Genomic DNA, 20218 nt, shown 5'->3' with positions numbered 1-20218 from the left:
CGACCATGGCGAAGCCCGCGCGAAGTCCGGCGTGGTCAACCCTTTTTCACGCCGAGCACGGTGTAGACCTCGTCGGACAGCGCCAGCGTGCGCGGGTCGGCATTGCATTTCGTGGCGTCGAAATGGTTCATCACATACGAGTAGCCGATGCGGTGTTCCAGGTCGACGAAGGCGAACGACCCACCGGATCCGCCGTGGCCGAAGATCGCGGTGTTCGGCCCGGCCACCCCGCGTTGGTTGAGCATGTAGCCGAGACCCCACCCGTGATCGGCGACCCGTGCGCCGAGGACGACATCGGTGTCGAATCCGCCCTGGGACACCCGAACCCGCTCCATCAGTTCGCGGCTGAGCAGCTTCTCCTGGGCCAGTGCGTTGTAGAACGTCGCGAGACCGTGCGCGCTGACGTGGCTGTTGGTGCCCGGGAATTCCGCGGCGCGCCAGCTGTCGATATCGGTCGAACCCAGCTCGTCGTCGGGCACGAATCCCATGGCCACCGCGAGCCCGGCCATCGGGTGTTCGTCAAGGCGGGCCGGCTGTCCCGGCGCGCCACCGCCGGCCAGCACGTCGCGGATGTGGGGCTTGTTGATCATCTCCGCGCATCGGTGGTGCTCGGCGGCGGGCAGTCCGACGTGGACGTCGATACCGAGCGGCTCGGCGATCTCGGTGCGCAGATACCTGCCCAGGGTGCGCCCGGTGACCCGGCGCACCAGCTCGCCGAGGATGAACCCGAACGTCACCATGTGATAGCCCTGCGCGGTACCCGGTTCCCACCACGGTGGCGACCCGGCGATCCGCGCGCACACGCCGTCCCAGTCGAGCGTCTGTTCCGGGCGCAGCCGATCCCGCGGCCCGATCACCCCGGAGCGGTGGGCCAGCACCATCGCGACCGTGATGTTCTCCTTGCCGGCTTGGCCGAACTCCGGCCAGTACCGGGCGACCGGCGCGTCCAGATCGAGCTCGCCACGGTCGGCCAGCAGGTGGATGCAGGTACTCGTCAGACCCTTTGACCCGGAGTAGATGCTGGCCAACGTGTCGGCCCGCCAGGGCCGCGCCCCCGCGGCGTCCGCGCTGCCACCCCAGAGGTTGACCACCAGATCGCCGTCGACCCAGACCGCGACCGCGGCACCGATGTCGCCGCGCTCGGAGAAATTACGTTCGAACGCCGCACGCACGCCGGCGAAATCTTCGACGCAGATGCCGTCCACGGACGCGGTGGGTGACACGACGGGGGAGCGGTGCACAGCTCGACCTCCAGTCGCATCCGATGACTCCGGCCACCGTACGTCCTGCGCCGGTGGCCCAGGTGACGACCGCGTGGCCGTTGCATCCCGGTTGGATGACGATCGGCTCCGGTCGACGTTCCGACAACCGTTCCGCGACAAGCATCTTGCGCATGACGGCGGCCGACCGCTCGCGGCGGCGATACGGTTGTGGCCGCACTGCGGGGGCGGGGCGGGGGAGGCAACATGGGCAAGACAGCGGTTGCGGCGTGGGGGATGACCGGGGCGGTCCTGATCGCCGGGTGCGGTGGCAGCACCGCCGGGATGGCGACGGCGCCGGATGACGTCTCGCCGTACACCTCCAGCGCGCCGAAGCGGTCCACCACGAAGTCGCCGTCCACCAGAACACCCACCACCGCCAGTCCGTCGCCCGGTGTCTCGCAGCAGGCCCTGGACGAGGTGCGCGCCGCCGGTATCGACGGACCCGATGACGCGATCGCCGACCAGCTGTCGCTGGCGTGCATCATGGGCGAGAGCCGTTTCAATGATTCCGTCCAGGACGTGGTCGATGTCCTGGTCCAGATGGGCAGCCGGTTGCCGCCCGATGCGCTGACCACGATCGTCACGGTGGCCGTCAAGTACGAGTGCCCCGAGCTCGCCGCCAAGCTCGGCGGCTGACGGCCCGCCCGCAGCTATGCCTACGAAAAACGGTCCTACCAGCGTTTCCGCCGGTAGGACCGTTCTGCATCTGAGCGGGCGACGGGAATCGAACCCGCGTAGCTAGTTTGGAAGACTAGGGCTCTACCATTGAGCTACGCCCGCATGCGGTGCATCGGAGACTGTACTAGCGAAGGCGCGATCAAATCCAATTGATGGCGTCGCGACACATGCCCGTAGTATCTCGCGTGGTCGGCGTGCGTGCGTGTCGACCGAAGACAGGCACGAAGAGGCACGGGGTGTAGCGCAGCTTGGTAGCGCATCCGCTTTGGGAGCGGAAGGCCGCAGGTTCAAATCCTGTCACCCCGACCGTACGAGCAACAACGAACCATCTACGAGGAGTAACGCAGTGAAGAGCACCGTCGAAAAGTTGAGCCCGACCCGGGTCCGGATCAACGTGGAGGTGCCCTTCACCGAGCTGGAGCCGGACTTCGAACGCGCGTTCAAGCAGCTGGCCGGCCAGGTGCGGCTGCCCGGATTCCGTCCCGGCAAGGCCCCCCGCAAGCTGCTCGAGGCCCGCATCGGCCGCGGCGCGGTCCTGGAGCAGGTCGTCAACGACGCGCTGCCCAGCCGCTACAGCGAGGCCGTCACCTCCGCGGAGATCCAGCCGCTCGGCCAGCCCGATATCGAGGTCACCAAGCTCGAGGACAACGAGGAGCTGGTGTTCACCGCCGAGGTCGACATCCGCCCCGAGATCGAGCTGCCCGACCTGACCGCGCTGAAGATCACCGTCGACCCGATCGAGATCGCCGATGACGAGGTCGACACCGAACTGCAGAACCTGCGTGCCCGCTTCGGCACCCTGACCGGTGTCGAGCGCGCCGCCGCCGACGGCGACTTCGTCTCCATCGACCTGTCGGCCACCGTCGACGGCACCGAGGTGCCCGAGGCCGCCACCGAGGGCCTGTCCCACGAGATCGGTTCCGGCCAGCTCATCGACGGCCTCGACGAGGCGATCATCGGGCTCAAGACCGGTGAGTCCAAGGTCTTCACGACCACGCTCGCCGCCGGCCCGCACGCCGGCCAGGAGGCCGAGGTCACCGTCACCGTCAAGTCGGTCAAGGAGCGCGAGCTGCCCGAGGCCGACGACGAGTTCGCCCAGCTGGCAAGCGAATTCGACACCATCGACGAGCTCAAGGAGAGCCTCGTCGAGCAGGTCAAGCGGGTCAAGCGCATCCAGCAGGCCGAGCAGATCCGCGACAAGGCCCTCGAGGCGCTGCTCGCCGATGTCGAGGTGCCGCTGCCCGAGGCGATCGTGCAGGCGCAGATCGACGACACCCTGCACAACGCCATCCACGGACTCGACCACGACGAGGACAAGTTCAACGAGAGCCTCACCGAGCAGGGCAGCAGCCGCGAGGAGTTCGACACGAACACCCGCAACGAGGCCGAGAAGGCCGTCAAGACCCAGCTGCTGATGGACGCCGTCGCCGACAAGCTCGACATCCAGGTCGGCCAGGCCGACCTGACCGAGCGGCTGGTGCTGATGTCGCGGCAGTACGGCATCGAGCCGCAGCAGCTGCTGCAGGTGCTGCAGCAGAACAACCAGCTGCCTGCGATGTTCGCCGATGTCCGCCGCGGCCTGACCATCGCCGCCGTCGTCTCCGGCGCCACCGTCACCGATTCCGACGGCAATGCGGTCGACACCGCCGAGTTCTTCGGACCGGCCGGTGGCGAGGAGACCGCCGAGGCGGAGGCAGCCGAGGACCTGGCTGTGGAGGCTCCGGCCGCTGACGCAGAGTCCGAGTCCGAGTCCGAGGCCGCTGCCAACGAGGATGCTGCCGCCGAGAAGGCGGAGAAGAAGGACAAGAAGAAGGCCAAGAAGAAGTCCGACAAGAAGAGCGACGACTCCTCGGAGTGACGCTGTGAGCGAAAGCGCGCCCGTTGGGGCGTGCTCTTCGCCGCGCGTTCGTTAATGTCGGTGCACGAGTACGACAACTCGAAGAAAGCAGGTATCCAGCCGTGACTGACATGCGTGGTGGCACGTCGGGGCTCAACCTCATCGATTCGGTATACGAGCGACTGCTCGCCGAGCGGATCATCTTCCTGGGCACCCAGGTCGATGACGACATCGCCAACCGGTTGTGCGCGCAGATTCTGCTGCTGGCCGCGGAGGACCCCACCAAGGACATCCACCTCTACATCAACTCACCCGGTGGCTCGGTCACCGCGGGTATGGCCATCTACGACACCATGGTGCTGGCGCCGTGCGATGTGGCGACCTACGCCATGGGCCTCGCCGCGTCGATGGGTCAGTTCCTGCTGGCCGCCGGCACCAAGGGCAAGCGGTACGCCCTGCCGCACGCCCGGATCATGATGCACCAGCCGTCGGCCGGTATCGGTGGCAGCGCCGCTGATATCGCCATCCAGGCCGAGCAGTTCGCACTGACCAAGAAGGAAATGAACCGGCTCAACGCCCAGTTCACCGGTCAGTCCCTGGAGCGGGTGGAAGCCGACGCCGATCGCGACCGCTGGTTCACCTCTTCGGAGGCCTTGGAATACGGTTTCGTCGACCACATCATCACCAGTGTCAGCGTCAACGGCGAGGGACCAGGAGCAGGTATCAAATGAACCCGATGCAATCGCGCTACATCCTGCCGTCGTTCATCGAGCACTCCAGCTTCGGTGTCAAGGAGTCCAACCCGTACAACAAGCTGTTCGAGGAGCGCATCATCTTCCTCGGCGTGCAGGTGGACGACGCCTCGGCCAACGACATCATGGCCCAGTTGCTGGTGCTCGAGTCGCTCGATCCCGATCGCGATATCACCATGTACATCAACTCACCGGGTGGCTCGTTCACCTCGTTGATGGCGATCTACGACACCATGCAGTACGTCCGCGCCGACATCCAGACGGTCTGCCTCGGGCAGGCCGCCTCGGCGGCCGCGGTGCTGCTGGCCGCCGGTACCCCCGGTAAGCGGCTGGCGTTGCCGAATGCCCGCGTGCTGATCCACCAGCCCGCTGTCGGTGGGGCCATCCAGGGTCAGGTGTCGGATCTGGAGATCCAGGCCGCCGAGATCGAGCGCATGCGCAGCCTGATGGACTCCACCCTGGCCCGGCACACCGGCAAGGATCCTGCGGTCATCCGCAAGGACACCGACCGGGACAAGATCCTGACGGCGGCCGAGGCCAAGGATTACGGGATCATCGACACGGTGCTGGAGTACCGCAAGCTCTCCGCCCAGAACGCCTGATCAGAGCTTCGACGCACGCCCCGGTTCGCCTCGCGGACCGGGGCGTGTGCTTTTCGTGTGATCTTGGTTGACGTGTGCGTCAAAAAGGATGCGCTAGCGCCTCGGTGATGCGAAGCTGTCGTCAGGTCGGGGAAGACCGAGGGGAGTGGGCTGTGAAGAGTGCGCGCAAGCTGGCATGGAGCATGGCGGGAGTCGCCGCGGCGATGGGGATGACGCTGGCCAACCCGGCGGTGGGCCAGGCTGAGGAGCCGGTGTGCCCGGTGGGCACATATTGGAACCCGGCGGTGGTTGAGTGTCTGCCCTACGGGGTGAACCCCGTCGTCGGGCCGGCCGGGCCGGTGGGTGTCGGCGGTGTCGTGGGCCCCGTGGGTGTGGGACCGGTGGGACCGGGGCCGGTGGGACCGGGACCTGTCGGGCCGGGACCGGTGGGTCCGGGTGGGCTGGGGCCGCGCTGACCGCGAACTGCCGATGTTTGCCAGTTGCCGCCGACGGTATTGTGGACAGCGGCGCACTGGACGGCGCGACCTGGTTGTTTCCACCGCGATCGGAGTCACGACGACGACACGCCAGGGACACGGTCCGCGTGCCGCCGGGTGGCAGGGCAACAAGAGAGATATGTTCTCCTGCACGCGAACAAATACCACCGACGCGATTCGACCCTTCGGTCGCACCGTGACGGAACGAACGGGTAGCGTCGGGTTCACACCCGGTGAAACCCACCTTTGAGTGATTGCAAACAGGAAGTAGGACCCTCCCACATGGCGCGCATTGGAGATGGCGGAGACCTGCTGAAGTGCTCATTCTGTGGAAAGAGCCAGAAGCAGGTCAAGAAGCTCATCGCAGGGCCCGGTGTCTACATCTGCGACGAGTGCATCGACTTGTGCAACGAGATCATCGAGGAGGAGTTGGCCGATGCCGACGACGTCAAGCTCGATGAGTTGCCCAAGCCTGCCGAGATCCGCGAGTTCCTCGAGGGCTACGTCATCGGTCAGGACACCGCCAAGAAGACGCTCGCGGTAGCGGTCTACAACCACTACAAGCGCATCCAGGCGCAGGAGAAGTCACGTGACTCGCGTGCCGAGCCGGTGGAGTTGGCCAAGTCCAACATCCTCATGCTCGGCCCCACCGGCTGCGGTAAGACCTACCTGGCGCAGACGTTGGCCAAGATGCTCAACGTCCCGTTTGCCATCGCGGATGCGACGGCACTGACGGAAGCCGGTTATGTCGGCGAGGATGTCGAGAACATTCTGCTCAAGCTGATCCAGGCCGCCGACTATGACGTCAAGCGTGCCGAGACCGGGATCATCTACATCGACGAGGTCGACAAGATCGCCCGTAAGAGCGAGAACCCGTCGATCACCCGCGACGTCTCCGGCGAAGGTGTGCAGCAGGCGCTGCTGAAGATCCTGGAGGGCACCCAGGCCTCGGTGCCCCCGCAGGGCGGTCGCAAGCACCCGCACCAGGAGTTCATCCAGATCGACACGACCAACGTGCTGTTCATCGTGGCCGGTGCGTTCGCGGGCCTGGAGAAGATCGTCTCCGACCGGGTCGGCAAGCGTGGCCTGGGCTTCGGCGCCGAGGTGCATTCCAAGGCCGAGATCGACACCCAGGACCACTTCGCCGAGGTCATGCCCGAGGACCTGATCAAGTTCGGTCTGATCCCCGAGTTCATCGGCCGTCTCCCGGTTGTCGCCTCGGTGACCAACCTGGACAAGGAGTCGCTGGTCCAGATCCTGTCCACCCCGAAGAACGCCCTGGTCAAGCAGTACACCCGGTTGTTCGAGATGGACGGTGTGGAACTGGAGATGACGCCGGAGGCGCTGGACGCCATCGCCGATCAGGCCATCCACCGCGGCACCGGTGCCCGTGGCCTGCGCGCCATCATGGAAGAGGTCCTGCAGCCGGCGATGTACGACATCCCCAGCCGCGATGACGTCGCCAAGGTCGTCGTCACCAAGGAGACCGTGCAGGACAACGTGCTGCCGACCATCGTGCCGCGCAAGCCGTCGCGCAGCGAACGTCGCGACAAGAGCGCCTAGTCCGCCAAACACAAAAGCCCCCGCCGGATCGGCGGGGGCTTTTGTGTATGGCTCCTTGTGTGTCGGGCTTGCGGCTCGGATTCAGACGATCCGGTCGGGCCGGGTGTAGATGTTCATCGAATCCCCTCGCAGGAACGCCACCAGCGTCAGACCCGACTGGCTGGCCAGATCCACCGCCAGCGAGGAGGGGGCCGACACGGCGGCCAGCACCGGGATACCGGCCATCACCGCCTTCTGGGTCAGCTCGAAGGAGGCGCGACCGCTGACCAGCAGGACGGTGCCCGTCAACGGCACCCGGTGCGACTCCAGCGCCCAGCCGATGACCTTGTCCACGGCGTTGTGCCGGCCGATGTCCTCGCGGACCACCAGTGGCTCACCGTCGGTATCGAACAGTGCCGCCCCGTGCAGGCCGCCGGTGGCGGCGAACACCTTCTGGCGTGCGCGCAACCGGTCGGGCAGCGCCGCCAGCATTTCGGTGCTGACGGTCACCGGATCGTCGCCGGGGCCGTGCTTGCTGCTCAACCGCACCGCCTCCAGCGATGCCTTGCCGCAGACCCCGCAGGACGAGGTCGTGTAGAAGTTGCGGGTGACATCGACATCAGGCAGCGTGACACCGGGTGCCAGCGTCACGTCCAGCACGTTGTAGGTGTTCAGCCCGTCCGGTCCCGCCCCGCTGCAGTATTGAACGGTGGCGATGTCGGCACGGCGGCCGATCAATCCCTCGGTGAGCAGAAATCCCTGCGCCAGTTCGACATCGGAGCCCGGTGTGCGCATGGTGACCGTCAGCGGGGTCCCGTTCACCCTGATCTCCAGCGGCTCCTCGACGGCCAGCGTCTCCGGCCGGGCGACCGCGCGTTCGACGGAGGCTGGATTGCCGGCGCCGCCGGCAGTGGCTGGATTGCCGGCGCCGCCGGCGGTCACGTGCTGGGCCCGCACCCGGGTGGTGACCCTACCCATGACTGCCCCCCGTCGCCGCGACGGCCGCCTTCTCCAGGCGCACCACGATCGCCTTGGACACCGGCGTATTCGACCGGGCCGCAACGTGGTCCAGCGGCACCAGCGGATTGGTCTCCGGGTAGTAGGCCGCTGCATTGCCGACCGGAGTGGCGTAGGCGACCACGCGGAACGCCTCGGCCCTGCGCTCCTGACCCTCGAACTCGGACACCAGGTCGACCATGTCACCCTCGGTCAGGCCGAAGGCGGCGATATCGGCCGGGTTGACGAACACCACTCGGCGGCCACCCTTCACGCCACGGTAACGATCGTCGAGACCGTAGATGGTGGTGTTGTACTGATCGTGGCTGCGCATGGTCTGCAGCACCAGGCGGCCGGGCGGCACCGGTACCCACTCCAGCGGATAGGTGGCGAAGTTGGCCTTGCCGGTGATCGTCGGGAACTCGCGGGAATCCCTTGGCGGATGCGGGAGTTGGAAGCCGTCCGGTTGGCGGACCCGGCGGTTGTAGTCCTCGCAGCCGGGCACGACGGCGGCGATGGCATCGCGGATGGTGTCGTAGTCGGCGTTGAACGTGCGCCACGGCACCGGATGCTCCGGCCCGAACAGTGTCTGGGCGAGCTGGCAGATGATGGATACCTCGCTGCGCACCTGATCACTGGGTGGGTGCAGGCTGCCGCGGGAGAGATGCACCATAGACATCGAATCCTCGACCGACACAAGCTGTTTGCCGCCGGCCTGGATATCGCGGTCGGTGCGGCCAAGCGACGGCAGGATCAGTGCGGTCCGGCCGTGCACGAGGTGGCTGCGGTTGAGTTTGGTCGAAACCTGCACGGTGAGCGCGCAATTGCGCAGCGCGTGCTCGGTGACCTCGGTATCGGGGGTGGCCGAGGCGAAGTTGCCGCCCATCGCGATGAACACCTTTGCCCGGCCGTCACGCATGGCGCGAATGGCATCCACGGTGTCATAGCCGTGTTCACGCGGGCTGACAATGCCGAAACGGGCGTCGAGGGCGTCCAGGAACGAATCGGGCATCTTCTCCCAGATGCCCATGGTGCGATCGCCCTGGACGTTGGAATGCCCGCGGACCGGACACAGGCCGGCACCGGGCTTACCGATCATGCCGCGCATCAGCAGCAGGTTGGTGATCTCGGCGATCGAGGGTACGGCGTGCTTGTGCTGGGTCAGGCCCATCGCCCAGCACACGATGATGCGCTGGGAGGTGGCCATCATATGGGCCACCTTCTCGAGTTGGGCGCGGTCGATACCCGTGGCGGCCAGCACGGTGTCCAGATCGACCGCCCGGGTCTGGCGCTCGTAGCTCTCGAATCCGGAGGTGTGCTCGGCGATGAAGTCCCGGTCGATGATCTGTGCGCTGTCACCGGCCGCATCCTGGGCCTCGAACAACAACCGGCCGAGTCCCGCGAACAATGCCATGTCCCCGCCGAGGCGGATCTGCACGAACTCGTCGGCGATGGGCACACCATCGCCCACCACGCCGCGCACCTTCTGCGGATCCTTGAACCGGATCAGCCCGGCCTCGGGGAGGGGATTGACGGCGATGATCTTGGCGCCGTTGGCCTTTGCCTTCTCCAGAATGGAGAGCATGCGCGGGTGGTTGGTGCCGGGGTTCTGGCCCGCGATGACGATCAGGTCGGCGACGGTGAGGTCCTCGACCGTGACCGAGCCCTTGCCGATACCGATGGAATCGATCAACGCGGTGCCCGACGACTCGTGGCACATGTTCGAACAGTCGGGCAGGTTGTTGGTGCCGAAGCTGCGGACCAGGAGCTGGTAGAGGAAGGCGGCCTCGTTGCTGGTGCGTCCCGAGGTGTAGAACGCCGCTTCGTGCGGGCTGTCCAGGGCCTGCATCTCGTCGGCGATCAGCCGGTAGGCCTCGTCCCAGCCGATCGGACGGTAATGCTCCTCGCCCGGCCGCAATACCATCGGTTCGGTCAGCCGGCCCTGCTGGGACAGCCAGTACTCGGGTTTCTCGGACAGGTCGGCGATGGTGTGCCTGGCGAAGAAATCGGCGGTGACGGTCCGCTTGGTGGCTTCCTCGGCGACCGCCTTGGCGCCGTTCTCGCAGAACTCGGCGACCTTGCGGCCGCCGTGCTCCTCGGGCCAGGCGCATCCCGGGCAGTCGAAGCCGTGCCGCTGGTTGAGTCTGGTCAGGGTGGCCGCCGTGCGCAGCGGGCCCATCTGCTCAAGGGCCCGGTGCATGCTGACCATCACCGCCTTGACACCGGCGGCCTCGTCCTTGGGGGAGCTGACGACCAGATCGTCCTCGTGGTACATGGCGTCGACATCGGTCATGACTCCAACCTAGACCTGGCCGCGTCCGGTGCAGGCCAGATCATATTTGCCATTTCACATGCAGTGATAGACGCTTGCTATCGATGGGTAACGATATCCAGCTGCAGCATTTGGACTACCTGCTGGCACTGGCTGCCGAGAGGCATTTCGGCCGTGCGGCGGCACGGTGCCATGTGAGTCAGCCGACGTTGTCGGTGGCCATCCGCCGGCTGGAGAAGGACCTCGGCATCGTCATCGTCCAGCGCGGGCACCGCTTCGAGGGATTCACCGAAGAGGGGCGCCGGGTGGTGGCCTGGGCCCAGCGCATCGTGGCCGAGCGCGATGACATGCTCACCGATATCGACCGGATGCGCGGTCGGTTGACCGTCACCGCGCGCATCGGGGCGATTCCGACGGCCGTCCCGGTCAGCCCGTTCATCTCCGCGGAGTTCCTGGCGCGTAACCCGGCGGCCTCGGTGCGCATCGAGGCGCTGTCGTCGCGGGAGATCGCGCGACGGTTGGCCGATTTCGAGATCGACGCGGGCCTGACGTATCTCGACGACGAGGCACCGCCGGGTACCCGCTCGGTGGAGCTGTATCGCGAACGGTATGTACTGCTTGCTCCTGCGGACCATCCGTTGGTGGCGGCCCCGGAGGTGGCCTGGGTGGATGCGGCGAGGTTGGAGTTGTGCGTACTGACCACGACCATGCGCAATCGCCGGATTCTGGACGCCAACATGGCCGCCGAGGGTGTGCAGTATCGCCCGGCGGTGGAGGCGGATTCGGTCGACGCGCTGTACGCGCATCTCACCGGTTCGGGCCGGGCGACCATCGCCTCGACGGCCTGGTTGCCGACTCTCGGCCTGCCGCAGGGATTCTCCGCACGGCCGATGGTGCAGCACGGCGCGCAGCCGGCAATCGGTCTCGTGGTGCTCGACCGGGTGCCGGCCTCCATCGTGGCGGCCGCGCTGGTCGAGGTGGCCGCCGGAGTGAACATCGAGGGCCACCTCGACGGCTGGTGAGTCACGGTCCGCGCAGACCGGTGCCGCCGTGGTGGTGGTCGCCGGTGACCAGCTCCCAGAAGTCGATATCTGCGGTGACAGCGCGGAACTGTTCGAGCAACCTCTCCTCGGTGAGGTCGTCTTCGGGCCGGCCATCTTCTTTGGGCCAGCCGTCGTCATCTGGCCGGCGGACGTCATCGCACCTGTACTCGGGCGGGTACTCGACTGGAGACAACAGTCCATCCAGTTGCCCGATGCGCTCGGCCCATCGCGACCCGTCCCGCGTCCGGTGCCGGAGGAGTTCGGGGCGGTGGTGGTAGTTGACCCGGGCCTGGCCGTGATCCAGTGCCGGCGGTGGGTGCCATTCGCATTCGTTGCGGGCGTTGAACGTTGTGGTGTAGCCACCGTTCTCGTCGACCATCCGGTTGTCACAGCCGCAGGCCAGGGCCAGCTTGTCGACATTGGTGTTGCCGCCGCGCGCGTAATCGGCCTCTCCGTGGTGGGCCTGGCAGAAGTACGGGCCGTTGGTGCAGCACGGTTTGGTGCAACCCCCGTCGCGGGCGATCAGCATGATCCGCTGCGCCGCGCTGGCGGTGCGCCGAGTGCGGAAGTAGTTCAGGGCCGCACCGGTGGCACCGTCGAAGATGGCCAGGTGGTGAGAGGCGTGCCCGGCCATCCGGATGACATCGCGGATCGGGATCTTCGTGCCGCCACCGGAGGTGCCGATCCCGGCCAGCGAGTGCAGTTCCTGCACGGTGGTGCGGATGATCACCGCCACCGGGAGGCCGTTGAGCTGACCGGGGTTGGACATCAGGGCGATGCGTCCGATGGCGATCATCGCATCGTGCCGGCGTTGGGCCTGGGTGCGGTGGTCGTGGTCGATCTGATCCTGGCTGGGCGTACCGAGAGTGCATGGTTGGTCATCGGCGGGGTTGCACATCCCGGGGGCGGCGAACTTCGCGAAGAGGGGTTCCCATACCGCCATCGCTTCCGGATCGAGGTTCCCGGTGATCGGTGTGGTCCCGTCGCGGCGTTGGTTGCCGATGACCACCCCACGTTTGCGTTGCCGCTCACGCTCGTCGGGCACCGGGCCGTCCTGATCGAGCAGGAACAGTCGGTTGGCCGCCGAAGTGGCCAGCTCTCTCGGGCCGATTCCGGTTGCCTCGCGCACCAGGGCAAGCTCGAATTCTTCGCGCTCGGCGGTGCCGACGAACCCGGGCAGATCGCGGACGGCGTCACGCAGGACGGTCACATGCTCGGCCGTGATGAGCCCGGCGGACTGGGCGACGGCCACCACCGGCAGCTGCGGCGGCAGTGGATCCCCGGTCAGTGTCCGGCGCGGTCCCAACTGCGCGGCCTCATGCAGACGGCGACCGGCCTCGGTGGTGGACAGCCGCCACCGGATCCGCAGCACCTCGTTCCAGGACTTCGCACCCATCTCACGGGCCGTGGTCTCGGCTTGCAACTGCGTCAGCAGACGATGCCGCTGAGCGGGAAGCCGGCAGGTCAACATCTCGTATTCGTCCATGACGGCGATCAACTCGGCACGGCTCAGCGACTCGAGGTCGGTGGCGGCGAACGCGTCGAAGGCGGCACGCAAATTCGCTACCGCCTCCGTCACTCGCACCGTCGCCGTGGTCATGATTCGAACATACGTGCTACACCCGACAAATCCGGATGGAATGTGACACCAGGGATCAATGAGACAAAAGATTCTTCTGAGCCTGACGATTCCGCGGCGCCGACCGTGCATTCAGACGTTGACGCGCGCGTAACAGAATCGGCATCGAATATTCCTACTGTTGGCCGGTCAAGCACGTGCAGCGATAGGAACTACATTGAGCGGTAACGCAGTCCGGCTTAAGGCCATCAACAACGTCGAGGCCTATGTGCCGCCGGCCATCAGCTTCGATCCCGCCGAGGCCCCCGGAGAGATCTTCGGCGCCAACGTCTTCACCAAGGCCGAGATGCAGCTGCGGCTGCCCAAGTCGGTGTTCAAATCGGTCGTGGCGACCATCGAGAAGGGCGCCACCCTCGACCCGGCCGTCGCCGACGCCGTCGCCTCCGCGATGAAAGACTGGGCACTGTCCAAGGGGGCGACCCACTACGCGCACGTTTTCTACCCGATGACCGGGCTCACCGCCGAGAAGCACGACAGCTTCCTTGAGCCGGTCTCCGACGGCCAGACGCTGGCCGAGTTCGCAGGCAAGACCCTGATCCAGGGCGAGCCCGACGCGTCGAGCTTCCCCTCCGGCGGCCTGCGCAGCACGTTCGAGGCCCGCGGTTACACCGGCTGGGATGTCACCAGCCCCGCCTACATCCTGGAGAACCCGAACGGGAACACACTGTGCATCCCAACGGTTTTCGTCTCGATGACCGGTGAGGCCCTGGACTACAAGACTCCGCTGCTGCGCAGCCAGCAGGCGATGGGTGTGCACGCCGAGCGCATCCTGACGCTGTTCGGGCACAAGAACCTCGAGAAGGTCGTCTCGTTCTGCGGTCCCGAGCAGGAGTACTTCCTTGTCGATCGGCACTTCTTCCTGGCCAGGCCGGATCTGATCAACGCCGGCCGCACGCTCTTCGGCGCCAAACCGCCGAAGGGTCAGGAGTTCGACGACCACTACTTCGGTGCGGTGCCCGAGCGGGTGCTCGGCTTCATGATGGACACCGAGCGCGAGCTGTTCAAGCTCGGTATCCCGGCCAAGACCCGGCACAACGAGGTGGCGCCTGCGCAGTTCGAGGTCGCCCCGATGTTCGAACGGGCCAATATCGCCGCCGATCATCAGCAACTGCTGATGACCGTGTTCAAGACCATCGCGCGCAAGCACGGCATGGAATGTCTGTTCCACGAGAAGCCGTTCGCCGGTGTCAACGGCTCCGGTAAGCACGTGAACTTCTCGGTCGGCAATTCCGAACTCGGTTCCCTGCTGGTTCCCGGTGACACTCCGCACGAGAACGCGCAGTTCCTGGTGTTCTGCGCCGCCGTCATCCGTGCCGTCCACCAATTCCCGGGGCTGCTGCGGGTTTCGGTGGCCTCGGCCACCAACGACCACCGCCTCGGCGCCAACGAGGCGCCGCCTGCCATCATCTCGATCTTCCTCGGCGCACAGCTGGCCGACGTGTTCGAGCAGATCGCCAAGGGCGCGGCGACCTCGTCGAAGGGCAAGGGCGTCATGCACATCGGTGTCGACACCCTGCCCCAGCTGCCGACCGATCCGGGCGACCGCAACCGCACCAGCCCGTTTGCCTTCACCGGCAACCGGTTCGAGTTCCGTGCGCCTGGTTCCGGGCAGACGGTGGCGGTGCCGATGATCGTGCTGAACACCATCATGGCCGACTCGTTGGACTACATGGCGACGGTGTTGGAGAAGGCCGTCGCAGACGGTACCGAATTCGACACTGCGGTGCAGCAGTTGCTCACCGACATCATCACCGAGCACGGCGCGGTGGTATTCAACGGTGACGGCTACTCGGAGAACTGGCAGACCGAGGCGGCCGAGCGGGGTCTGCCGAATCTCAAGACCACGCTGGATGCCATCCCGGAGCTGATCACCCCCGAGGCCGTCGAGGTGTTCGAGAAGTACGGGGTGTTCAACGAGCGCGAGCTGCACAGCCGCTACGAGGTGCGCTTGGAGCAGTACGCGCTGACCATCGCGGTGGAGGCCAAGCTCGCGCTCGAACTCGGCACCACGGTGATCCTGCCCGCCGCCGTCCGCTACCAGACCGAACTGGCGCAGAACATCGCCACCCTCAAGGCGGCCGGCTTCGATGCCGACACCACGCTGCTGGAAGCGGTTTCGACACCGATTGCCGAGCTGACCGCGGCCGTAGGCGTGCTCAAGGCCGGATTGTCGGACCACTCCGCGGAGTCCGCGCTCGACGAGGCCGCCCATGCGCAGAAGGTGTTGCTGCCGGCGATGGATGCCGTGCGGGCGGCCGCCGATGCGCTCGAAGGTGTGGTGGCCGATGACCTGTGGCCGCTGCCCACCTACCAGGAGATGCTCTACATCCTGTGAAGCATCGCCGGGTGTGGGGGTCAGGCCTGTCCGGGCCTCTGGTGACCGCAGCCCCCGCACCCGGCGATCAGCCGTCCGACGGCGCGATCAGCGGGCGCTGCACCTTTTTCCACTCCGTGTAGCGCTGGTAGGCCTGCTGTGTCGACTCCAACGCCGACACCTGCGACACCGGTACGTCCCACCACGAGTGGCTGTCGGGGGCGTAGACCCGCGGGTCGGTCTCGACGTGGATGACGGTGATCCGGTCGGCGGCCTTGGCGACCTTGACCGCATCGGTGAACTCGGCGGCCGTGGCGACCTTGATGACATCGGCGCCGAGGCTGGCGGCGTTGGCGGCCAGGTCCACTGGCAGTCGATCACCGTCGAGGCGGCCGTCGGTGCCGCGGTACCGATAGGCGGTTCCGAAGCGCTGTGAGCCCAATGACTCCGAAAGCCCGCCGATGGAGGCGAACCCGTGATTCTGCACGAGCACCGGGATCACCTTGACGCCTTCCTGCACCGCAGTCGCGATCTCGGTGGCCATCATCAGATACGAACCGTCGCCGACCATCACGAACACGTCGCGATCCGGCGCTGCCATGCGTACCCCGATACCACCGGCGATCTCATATCCCATACAGGAGAACCCGTATTCGACGTGGTAGCTCTTGCGGTCACGTGATCGCCACAACTTGTGTAGATCACCTGGCATCGAACCGGCGGCGCACACCACCACGTCGCGCGGGTCCGACAGGGAGTTGACCAGTCCGATCACCTGGTTCTGGTTCAACTGCGCGCCGTCCTCGGTGGCGAAGGCAGCCGAGACCGCGGCATCCCACTCTCCGGTCAGCTCGACTATGTGAGAACGGTATTCGTCGGGCACGCGGTAATCGGCCAGCGCGGGGCCGAGCGCCTCGATGGCCTCGCGCGCATCGGCGACGACACTCACCCCGCCCTGCTTCACCGCGTCGAGGGATGCGACGTTGATATTGACGAAACGCACCTGTGGATTGTTGAAGGCGGTGCGCGAGGCGGAGGTGAAATCGCTGTACCGAGTGCCTATTCCGATCACCACGTCGGCATCGGTGGCCAGGGCGTTGGCCGCGGTGCTGCCAGTGGAGCCGACCGCACCGACGCTCTGTGGATGATCGTGGTGCAACGACCCCTTACCGGCTTGGCTCTCGGCGACGGGGATGCCGGTCTGCTCGGCCAGCGCGGCCAGCGCCGCCTCCGCACCGGAATAGTGCACTCCGCCACCGGCGATGATCAACGGCCGGCGCGCCGCGGCGATGAGGGCGGCCGCCCGGGTGACCACCGCGCGTTCGGGCAGCGGACGTGCGATGTGCCAGGTGCGTTCGGCGAAAAGCGATTCCGGCCAGTCATGGGCCTCGGCCTGGACGTCCTGCGGGATGGATACCGTGGCCGCGCCCGTCTCGACGGGGTCGGTGAGCACGCGCATGGCCCCCAGCAGGGCGGCCGGCAGCTGTTCGGGCCGCCAGACCCGGTCGAAGTAGCGGGACAGCGGCTTGAACGCGTCGTTGACCGTGACATCACCGGAGGACGGCAGCTCGAGCTCCTGGAGGACCGGCGAGCTGACCCGGGTGGCGAACGTGTCGGCGGGCAACAGCAGGACCGGCAGCCGGTTGATGGTGGCCAACGCGGCGCCGGTGAGCATATTGGTGGATCCGGGTCCGACGCTGGCGGTCACCGCCCAGGTCTGCAGCCGGTCCTTCTGCCGCGCATAGGCGACGGCGCTGTGCACCATCGCCTGTTCGTTGCGGCCCAGCACGTAGGGCATGCGTGGTGCGTGGCCGGCCGCGTGCGCCTCGATCTCGTCCTGCAGCAATGCCTGTCCGAGACCGGCGACGTTGCCGTGGCCGAAGATGCCGAAGCAGCCGGCGAAGAACGGCGTGCGTTCACCGTCGCGCTCGACGTACTGCGCGGCCAGAAAAGCGATGGTGGCCTGTGCGACGGTGAGACGGACGGTGGCTTCGGTATCGGCGAGTTTGTCGGCTGTTTTCGGGGCGGTGGACACCACGGTCAGACTCCTCGGTTCGTGCGCATCGGCAGGCGCGGGTCGATCTCTTGGTGATCCCAGCTGGCGCGCAGCCAGGTGTGGTCCGGGTTGTCACAGATCCGCCAGGCCCGCTCGGGTCCGGATCCGGCCATGACGTTCAGGTAGTACATGTGGTGCCCGGGTGCGGCGATCGACGGGCCGTGATAACCGTGCGGCACCAGGACCACATCGCCGGAGCGGACCTCCTCGAGTACCTCGATGGGCCGCGCAGGTGTGCCGAACACGCGGTGATAGCCGAATCCCGGTGTACCGGCCGGGCTGTCGTCGATCTCGAAGTAGTAGATCTCTTCGAGCTGGGACTCGACGTCGCTGTCCTCATCGTGTTTGTGGGCCGGGTAGCTCGACCAGTTACCACCGGGGGTGATGACCTCGCACGCGATCAGTGAATCCGCCTCGAAGGTGTCCGCGGTGCCGAAATTGTGTACCTGCCGGCTGCAGTTGCCCGCCCCGCGTAACTCGACCGGCACATCGGCGGCGGCCCGCCGCCGGTTGGGCAGGGCCCGGGTGGCTCGGGCGGCGCAGACGGCGATGCGCCCGTGTCCGGTCACCACATAGGACTGCCCGACACCCAGATAGACCATATCGGCCGGACCGTCGAAAACGGATGTGCGCGTGTCGAGTACGAACACGTCGTCTCCGCATTCGACGGAGCCGCCACCGGCCAGCGGCAGGATCATCACCTCGGTGTCGCCGGTCTGCAGCGCGACGGTACCGTCGGCGCCCAGATCCAGAACGTGCAGCCCACATTCGGACCAGCCTGCCGACTCCGGAGTGACGGCCACCGAATACGGGGCGTCGGCCGACCCCGCCGGGATGTACCAGGAGCTGTTCATCACCGCACCAACCCGACGGCACCCGAGACCGCGGCGGCCACATCGTCATCGGGTGGGTAGAGCAAGGTGCGCCCGACGATCAAACCGCGTACCGCGGGCAGGGCCAACGCCGCGGCCCAGGTCGCGAAGGCCTCGTCCGGATCGGTCGGGTCACCGCCGAGCAGCAGGGTGGGCATCGTCGTCGATTCCATCACCCGGTCCATCTCGGGCACAACGGGCAGCTTGAGCCAGGTGTAGGCCGATGTCGAACCCAGGCCCTGGGCGATGTGCACGCTCTTGATCACCGCGTCGGGGGAGAGGTCGTTGCGAACCTTGCCGTCAACCCGGGTGGACAGGAACGGTTCGAGCATGGCGATCAACCCGTGGGCGGCCAGCTGGTCGACGGCCTGCGCGCAGCCGGCCAGCGTCGAGACGGTGCCGGGATCGTCGAGGTCGATGCGGCACAACATCTTCCCGCCGTTCATGCGGGCATCGGCGGTCGAGGCTGCGGTCGCGCCCGTCATCCTGTCGTCCAGTTCGAAGACCGATCCGGCCAGTCCGCCGCGGTTCAGCGACGAGAACACGACCTTGTCCTCCAGGGCGCCGAGCATCACCAGGTCGTCGAGGATGTCCGCGGTCGCCAACACACCGTCGACGCCGGGGTCTGCCAGTGCCGTCCGTAACCGGTCGAGGAGATCGATGCGGCTGTTCATGGCGGTCGCCCGAGTGCCGACCGACAGTGCGCCGCGTGCCGGATGGTCGGCCGCGACGATCATCAGCCTGCCGTCACCACGCACCGTGGGCCGGGCGGTGCGGGCGTGCCAGGCCTTCGTCACCGACGCGGGGTCGACGGCGCGCAACTCGGTGACATCGGCGTAGTCACGGCACAGGGCATCAGACATTGACGGCCTCCACGGCGCTCTGCTCGGCGAGTTCGGCCACCTCGGCGGCGGTGGGCATGGCCGTCGAGCATTCCAGCCGGGACGCCACGATGGCACCCGCGGCGTTGGCGTAGCGCAGGGTCTTCTCCAGCGGCCAGTTCCGCAGCAGACCGTGAATGAGGCTGCCCCCGAAAGCGTCTCCGGCCCCCAGGCCGTTGACGACGTCGACATCGTTGGGTGCGACGGTCACCGAGCTGTGCCTGGTCTTGCCGAGTACGCCGCGCGGTCCCTGTTTGACGATGGCCAACTCCACTCCGAGGTCGAGCAACGCGTCGGCGGCGCGATGGGGGACGGTCTCACCGACCGCGATCTCACACTCCTCGCGGTTGCCGACGGCGACGGTGACGTGGCCCAGCGCACGCACCGCCTGCTCACCGGCTGCGGCGGGATCGGACCAGAACATCGGCCGGTAGTCGAGGTCGAGCACCGTCAACGGCCTGCGCTCGCGCGCGGTCCAGGCCGCGAAATGCGCGCTGCGGCTGGGCTCTTCGGACAGGCCGGTCAGCGTGGCCCAGAATAACCGGGTGGTGCGCACGGCGTCGGTGTCGATCTCACCGGGCTCGATCTGCAGATCGGGCGCCGAGGGCTTGCGGTAGAAGTAGAGCGGGAAATCGTCGGGCGGGAAGATCTCGCAGAAGGTGACCGGGGTGGGGTAGCGGCCGTGGATGCCCACATAGCGGTTGTCGACCCCGAGGCGGGCCAGTTCATTGCGGACGAACCGTCCGAACGGATCGTCGCCGGTTCCCGAGATCAGGGCGGTGCGGTTGCCCAGTCGCGCGGCGGCCACCGCGACATTGGCCGCGCTGCCGCCGAGGAACTTCCCGAAGGTGTCGACCTCGTCGAGTCCCACGCCGGTCTGCAGCGGGTAGATGTCGACACCGCTGCGGCCGATGGCGATGGCATCGAACGGCTCGGTTGATGGCTGCGGAGGTGACGACACGTGATCTCCCGAAGTGGGTGCAGGGCTCTGTCGCA

The 20218-nt window shown here is 66.8% G+C and carries 16 protein-coding genes and 2 tRNA genes; 9 read left to right on the top strand and 9 right to left on the bottom strand.

Annotation, left to right across the window (positions count from 1 at the left end; genetic code table 11):
- Window positions 1-35: 35 nt before the first annotated feature.
- Window positions 36-1241: a serine hydrolase domain-containing protein gene (locus tag FBY28_RS05535; protein WP_216847512.1), complete on the bottom strand. Its 1206-nt coding sequence runs from the start codon at window positions 1239-1241 to the stop codon at window positions 36-38.
- A 225-nt stretch (window positions 1242-1466) separates the two neighbouring features.
- On the opposite strand from FBY28_RS05535, the gene FBY28_RS05530 reads away from it, so the two are divergent.
- The gene (locus tag FBY28_RS05530; protein WP_216847511.1) at window positions 1467-1898 is read left to right on the top strand and encodes a hypothetical protein; all 432 of its coding nucleotides are present in this window, start codon (window positions 1467-1469) and stop codon (window positions 1896-1898) included.
- Between the two features lie 73 nt (window positions 1899-1971).
- Here the strand turns inward: FBY28_RS05530 and FBY28_RS05525 are convergent.
- Window positions 1972-2042: transfer RNA gene (locus FBY28_RS05525), tRNA-Gly, on the bottom strand.
- Window positions 2043-2172: 130 nt separating this feature from the next.
- Between FBY28_RS05525 and FBY28_RS05520 the strand changes: the two genes are divergently transcribed.
- The 6 genes from FBY28_RS05520 to clpX all read left to right on the top strand — a co-directional run bounded on the left by FBY28_RS05520 (window position 2173) and on the right by clpX (window position 7170).
- Window positions 2173-2246, top strand: a tRNA-Pro gene (locus FBY28_RS05520).
- A 40-nt stretch (window positions 2247-2286) separates the two neighbouring features.
- A complete protein-coding gene (gene tig, locus FBY28_RS05515; protein WP_160145464.1) occupies window positions 2287-3798 on the top strand; it encodes a trigger factor in 1512 nt (503 codons plus the stop codon).
- 110 nt (window positions 3799-3908) lie between these two features.
- Window positions 3909-4508, top strand: coding sequence for an ATP-dependent Clp protease proteolytic subunit (locus FBY28_RS05510; RefSeq protein ID WP_030133729.1), 600 nt, complete (start codon window positions 3909-3911; stop codon window positions 4506-4508).
- Window positions 4505-5131 carry an ATP-dependent Clp protease proteolytic subunit gene (locus tag FBY28_RS05505; RefSeq protein WP_019511797.1) on the top strand — a complete coding sequence of 209 codons (627 nt, stop codon included), beginning with the start codon at window positions 4505-4507 and terminating at the stop codon, window positions 5129-5131. Before FBY28_RS05510 ends, FBY28_RS05505 begins: the two co-directional genes overlap by 4 nt.
- A 152-nt stretch (window positions 5132-5283) precedes the next feature.
- A complete protein-coding gene (locus FBY28_RS05500; RefSeq protein ID WP_141864968.1) occupies window positions 5284-5586 on the top strand; it encodes a hypothetical protein in 303 nt (100 codons plus the stop codon).
- A 303-nt stretch (window positions 5587-5889) separates the two neighbouring features.
- The gene (clpX, locus tag FBY28_RS05495; protein ID WP_019511799.1) at window positions 5890-7170 is read left to right on the top strand and encodes an ATP-dependent Clp protease ATP-binding subunit ClpX; all 1281 of its coding nucleotides are present in this window, start codon (window positions 5890-5892) and stop codon (window positions 7168-7170) included.
- Between the two features lie 81 nt (window positions 7171-7251).
- Here the strand turns inward: clpX and fdhD are convergent, their stop codons facing one another.
- Together fdhD and FBY28_RS05485 are read right to left on the bottom strand one after the other, a co-directional pair.
- Complete coding sequence (fdhD, locus tag FBY28_RS05490; protein ID WP_141864966.1) at window positions 7252-8127, bottom strand: formate dehydrogenase accessory sulfurtransferase FdhD; 876 nt, start codon at window positions 8125-8127, stop codon at window positions 7252-7254.
- Window positions 8120-10438 carry an FdhF/YdeP family oxidoreductase gene (locus FBY28_RS05485; RefSeq protein ID WP_141864964.1) on the bottom strand — a complete coding sequence of 773 codons (2319 nt, stop codon included), beginning with the start codon at window positions 10436-10438 and terminating at the stop codon, window positions 8120-8122. The genes fdhD and FBY28_RS05485 overlap by 8 nt, the downstream gene beginning before the upstream one ends.
- A gap of 83 nt (window positions 10439-10521) precedes the next feature.
- On the opposite strand from FBY28_RS05485, the gene FBY28_RS05480 reads away from it, so the two are divergent.
- Window positions 10522-11439 (top strand): LysR family transcriptional regulator, encoded by a 918-nt coding sequence (locus tag FBY28_RS05480; protein ID WP_141864961.1) that lies wholly within the window; start codon window positions 10522-10524, stop codon window positions 11437-11439.
- A gap of 1 nt (window position 11440) precedes the next feature.
- Here the strand turns inward: FBY28_RS05480 and FBY28_RS05475 are convergent, their stop codons facing one another.
- Window positions 11441-13060, bottom strand: coding sequence for a DUF222 domain-containing protein (locus FBY28_RS05475; protein ID WP_141864959.1), 1620 nt, complete (start codon window positions 13058-13060; stop codon window positions 11441-11443).
- Window positions 13061-13256: 196 nt separating this feature from the next.
- On the opposite strand from FBY28_RS05475, the gene FBY28_RS05470 reads away from it, so the two are divergent.
- Window positions 13257-15434 carry a glutamine synthetase III family protein gene (locus FBY28_RS05470; RefSeq protein WP_141864957.1) on the top strand — a complete coding sequence of 726 codons (2178 nt, stop codon included), beginning with the start codon at window positions 13257-13259 and terminating at the stop codon, window positions 15432-15434.
- 67 nt (window positions 15435-15501) lie between these two features.
- Here FBY28_RS05470 and iolD read toward each other — a convergent pair whose 3' ends face one another.
- Genes iolD through iolC form a run of 4 tightly spaced genes read right to left on the bottom strand, consistent with a single transcriptional unit; the run spans window position 15502 to window position 20183 of the window.
- Window positions 15502-17451 (bottom strand): 3D-(3,5/4)-trihydroxycyclohexane-1,2-dione acylhydrolase (decyclizing), encoded by a 1950-nt coding sequence (gene iolD, locus FBY28_RS05465; RefSeq protein WP_141864954.1) that lies wholly within the window; start codon window positions 17449-17451, stop codon window positions 15502-15504.
- Between the two features lie 2 nt (window positions 17452-17453).
- Window positions 17454-18323 carry a 5-deoxy-glucuronate isomerase gene (iolB, locus tag FBY28_RS05460; RefSeq protein ID WP_141864952.1) on the bottom strand — a complete coding sequence of 290 codons (870 nt, stop codon included), beginning with the start codon at window positions 18321-18323 and terminating at the stop codon, window positions 17454-17456.
- On the bottom strand, window positions 18323-19204 hold the full coding sequence (locus FBY28_RS05455) for a Cgl0159 family (beta/alpha)8-fold protein (protein ID WP_141864950.1): 882 nt from the start codon (window positions 19202-19204) through the stop codon (window positions 18323-18325). Before FBY28_RS05455 ends, iolB begins: the two co-directional genes overlap by 1 nt.
- Window positions 19197-20183 (bottom strand): 5-dehydro-2-deoxygluconokinase, encoded by a 987-nt coding sequence (gene iolC, locus FBY28_RS05450; protein ID WP_141864947.1) that lies wholly within the window; start codon window positions 20181-20183, stop codon window positions 19197-19199. Before iolC ends, FBY28_RS05455 begins: the two co-directional genes overlap by 8 nt.
- Window positions 20184-20218: the final 35 nt, after the last annotated feature.

This window comes from Arthrobacter sp. SLBN-53 (genome assembly GCF_006715585.1).
Lineage (GTDB): Bacteria > Actinomycetota > Actinomycetes > Mycobacteriales > Mycobacteriaceae > Mycobacterium > Mycobacterium neoaurum_A.
This window is presented reverse-complemented; position numbering and strand designations above follow the sequence as displayed.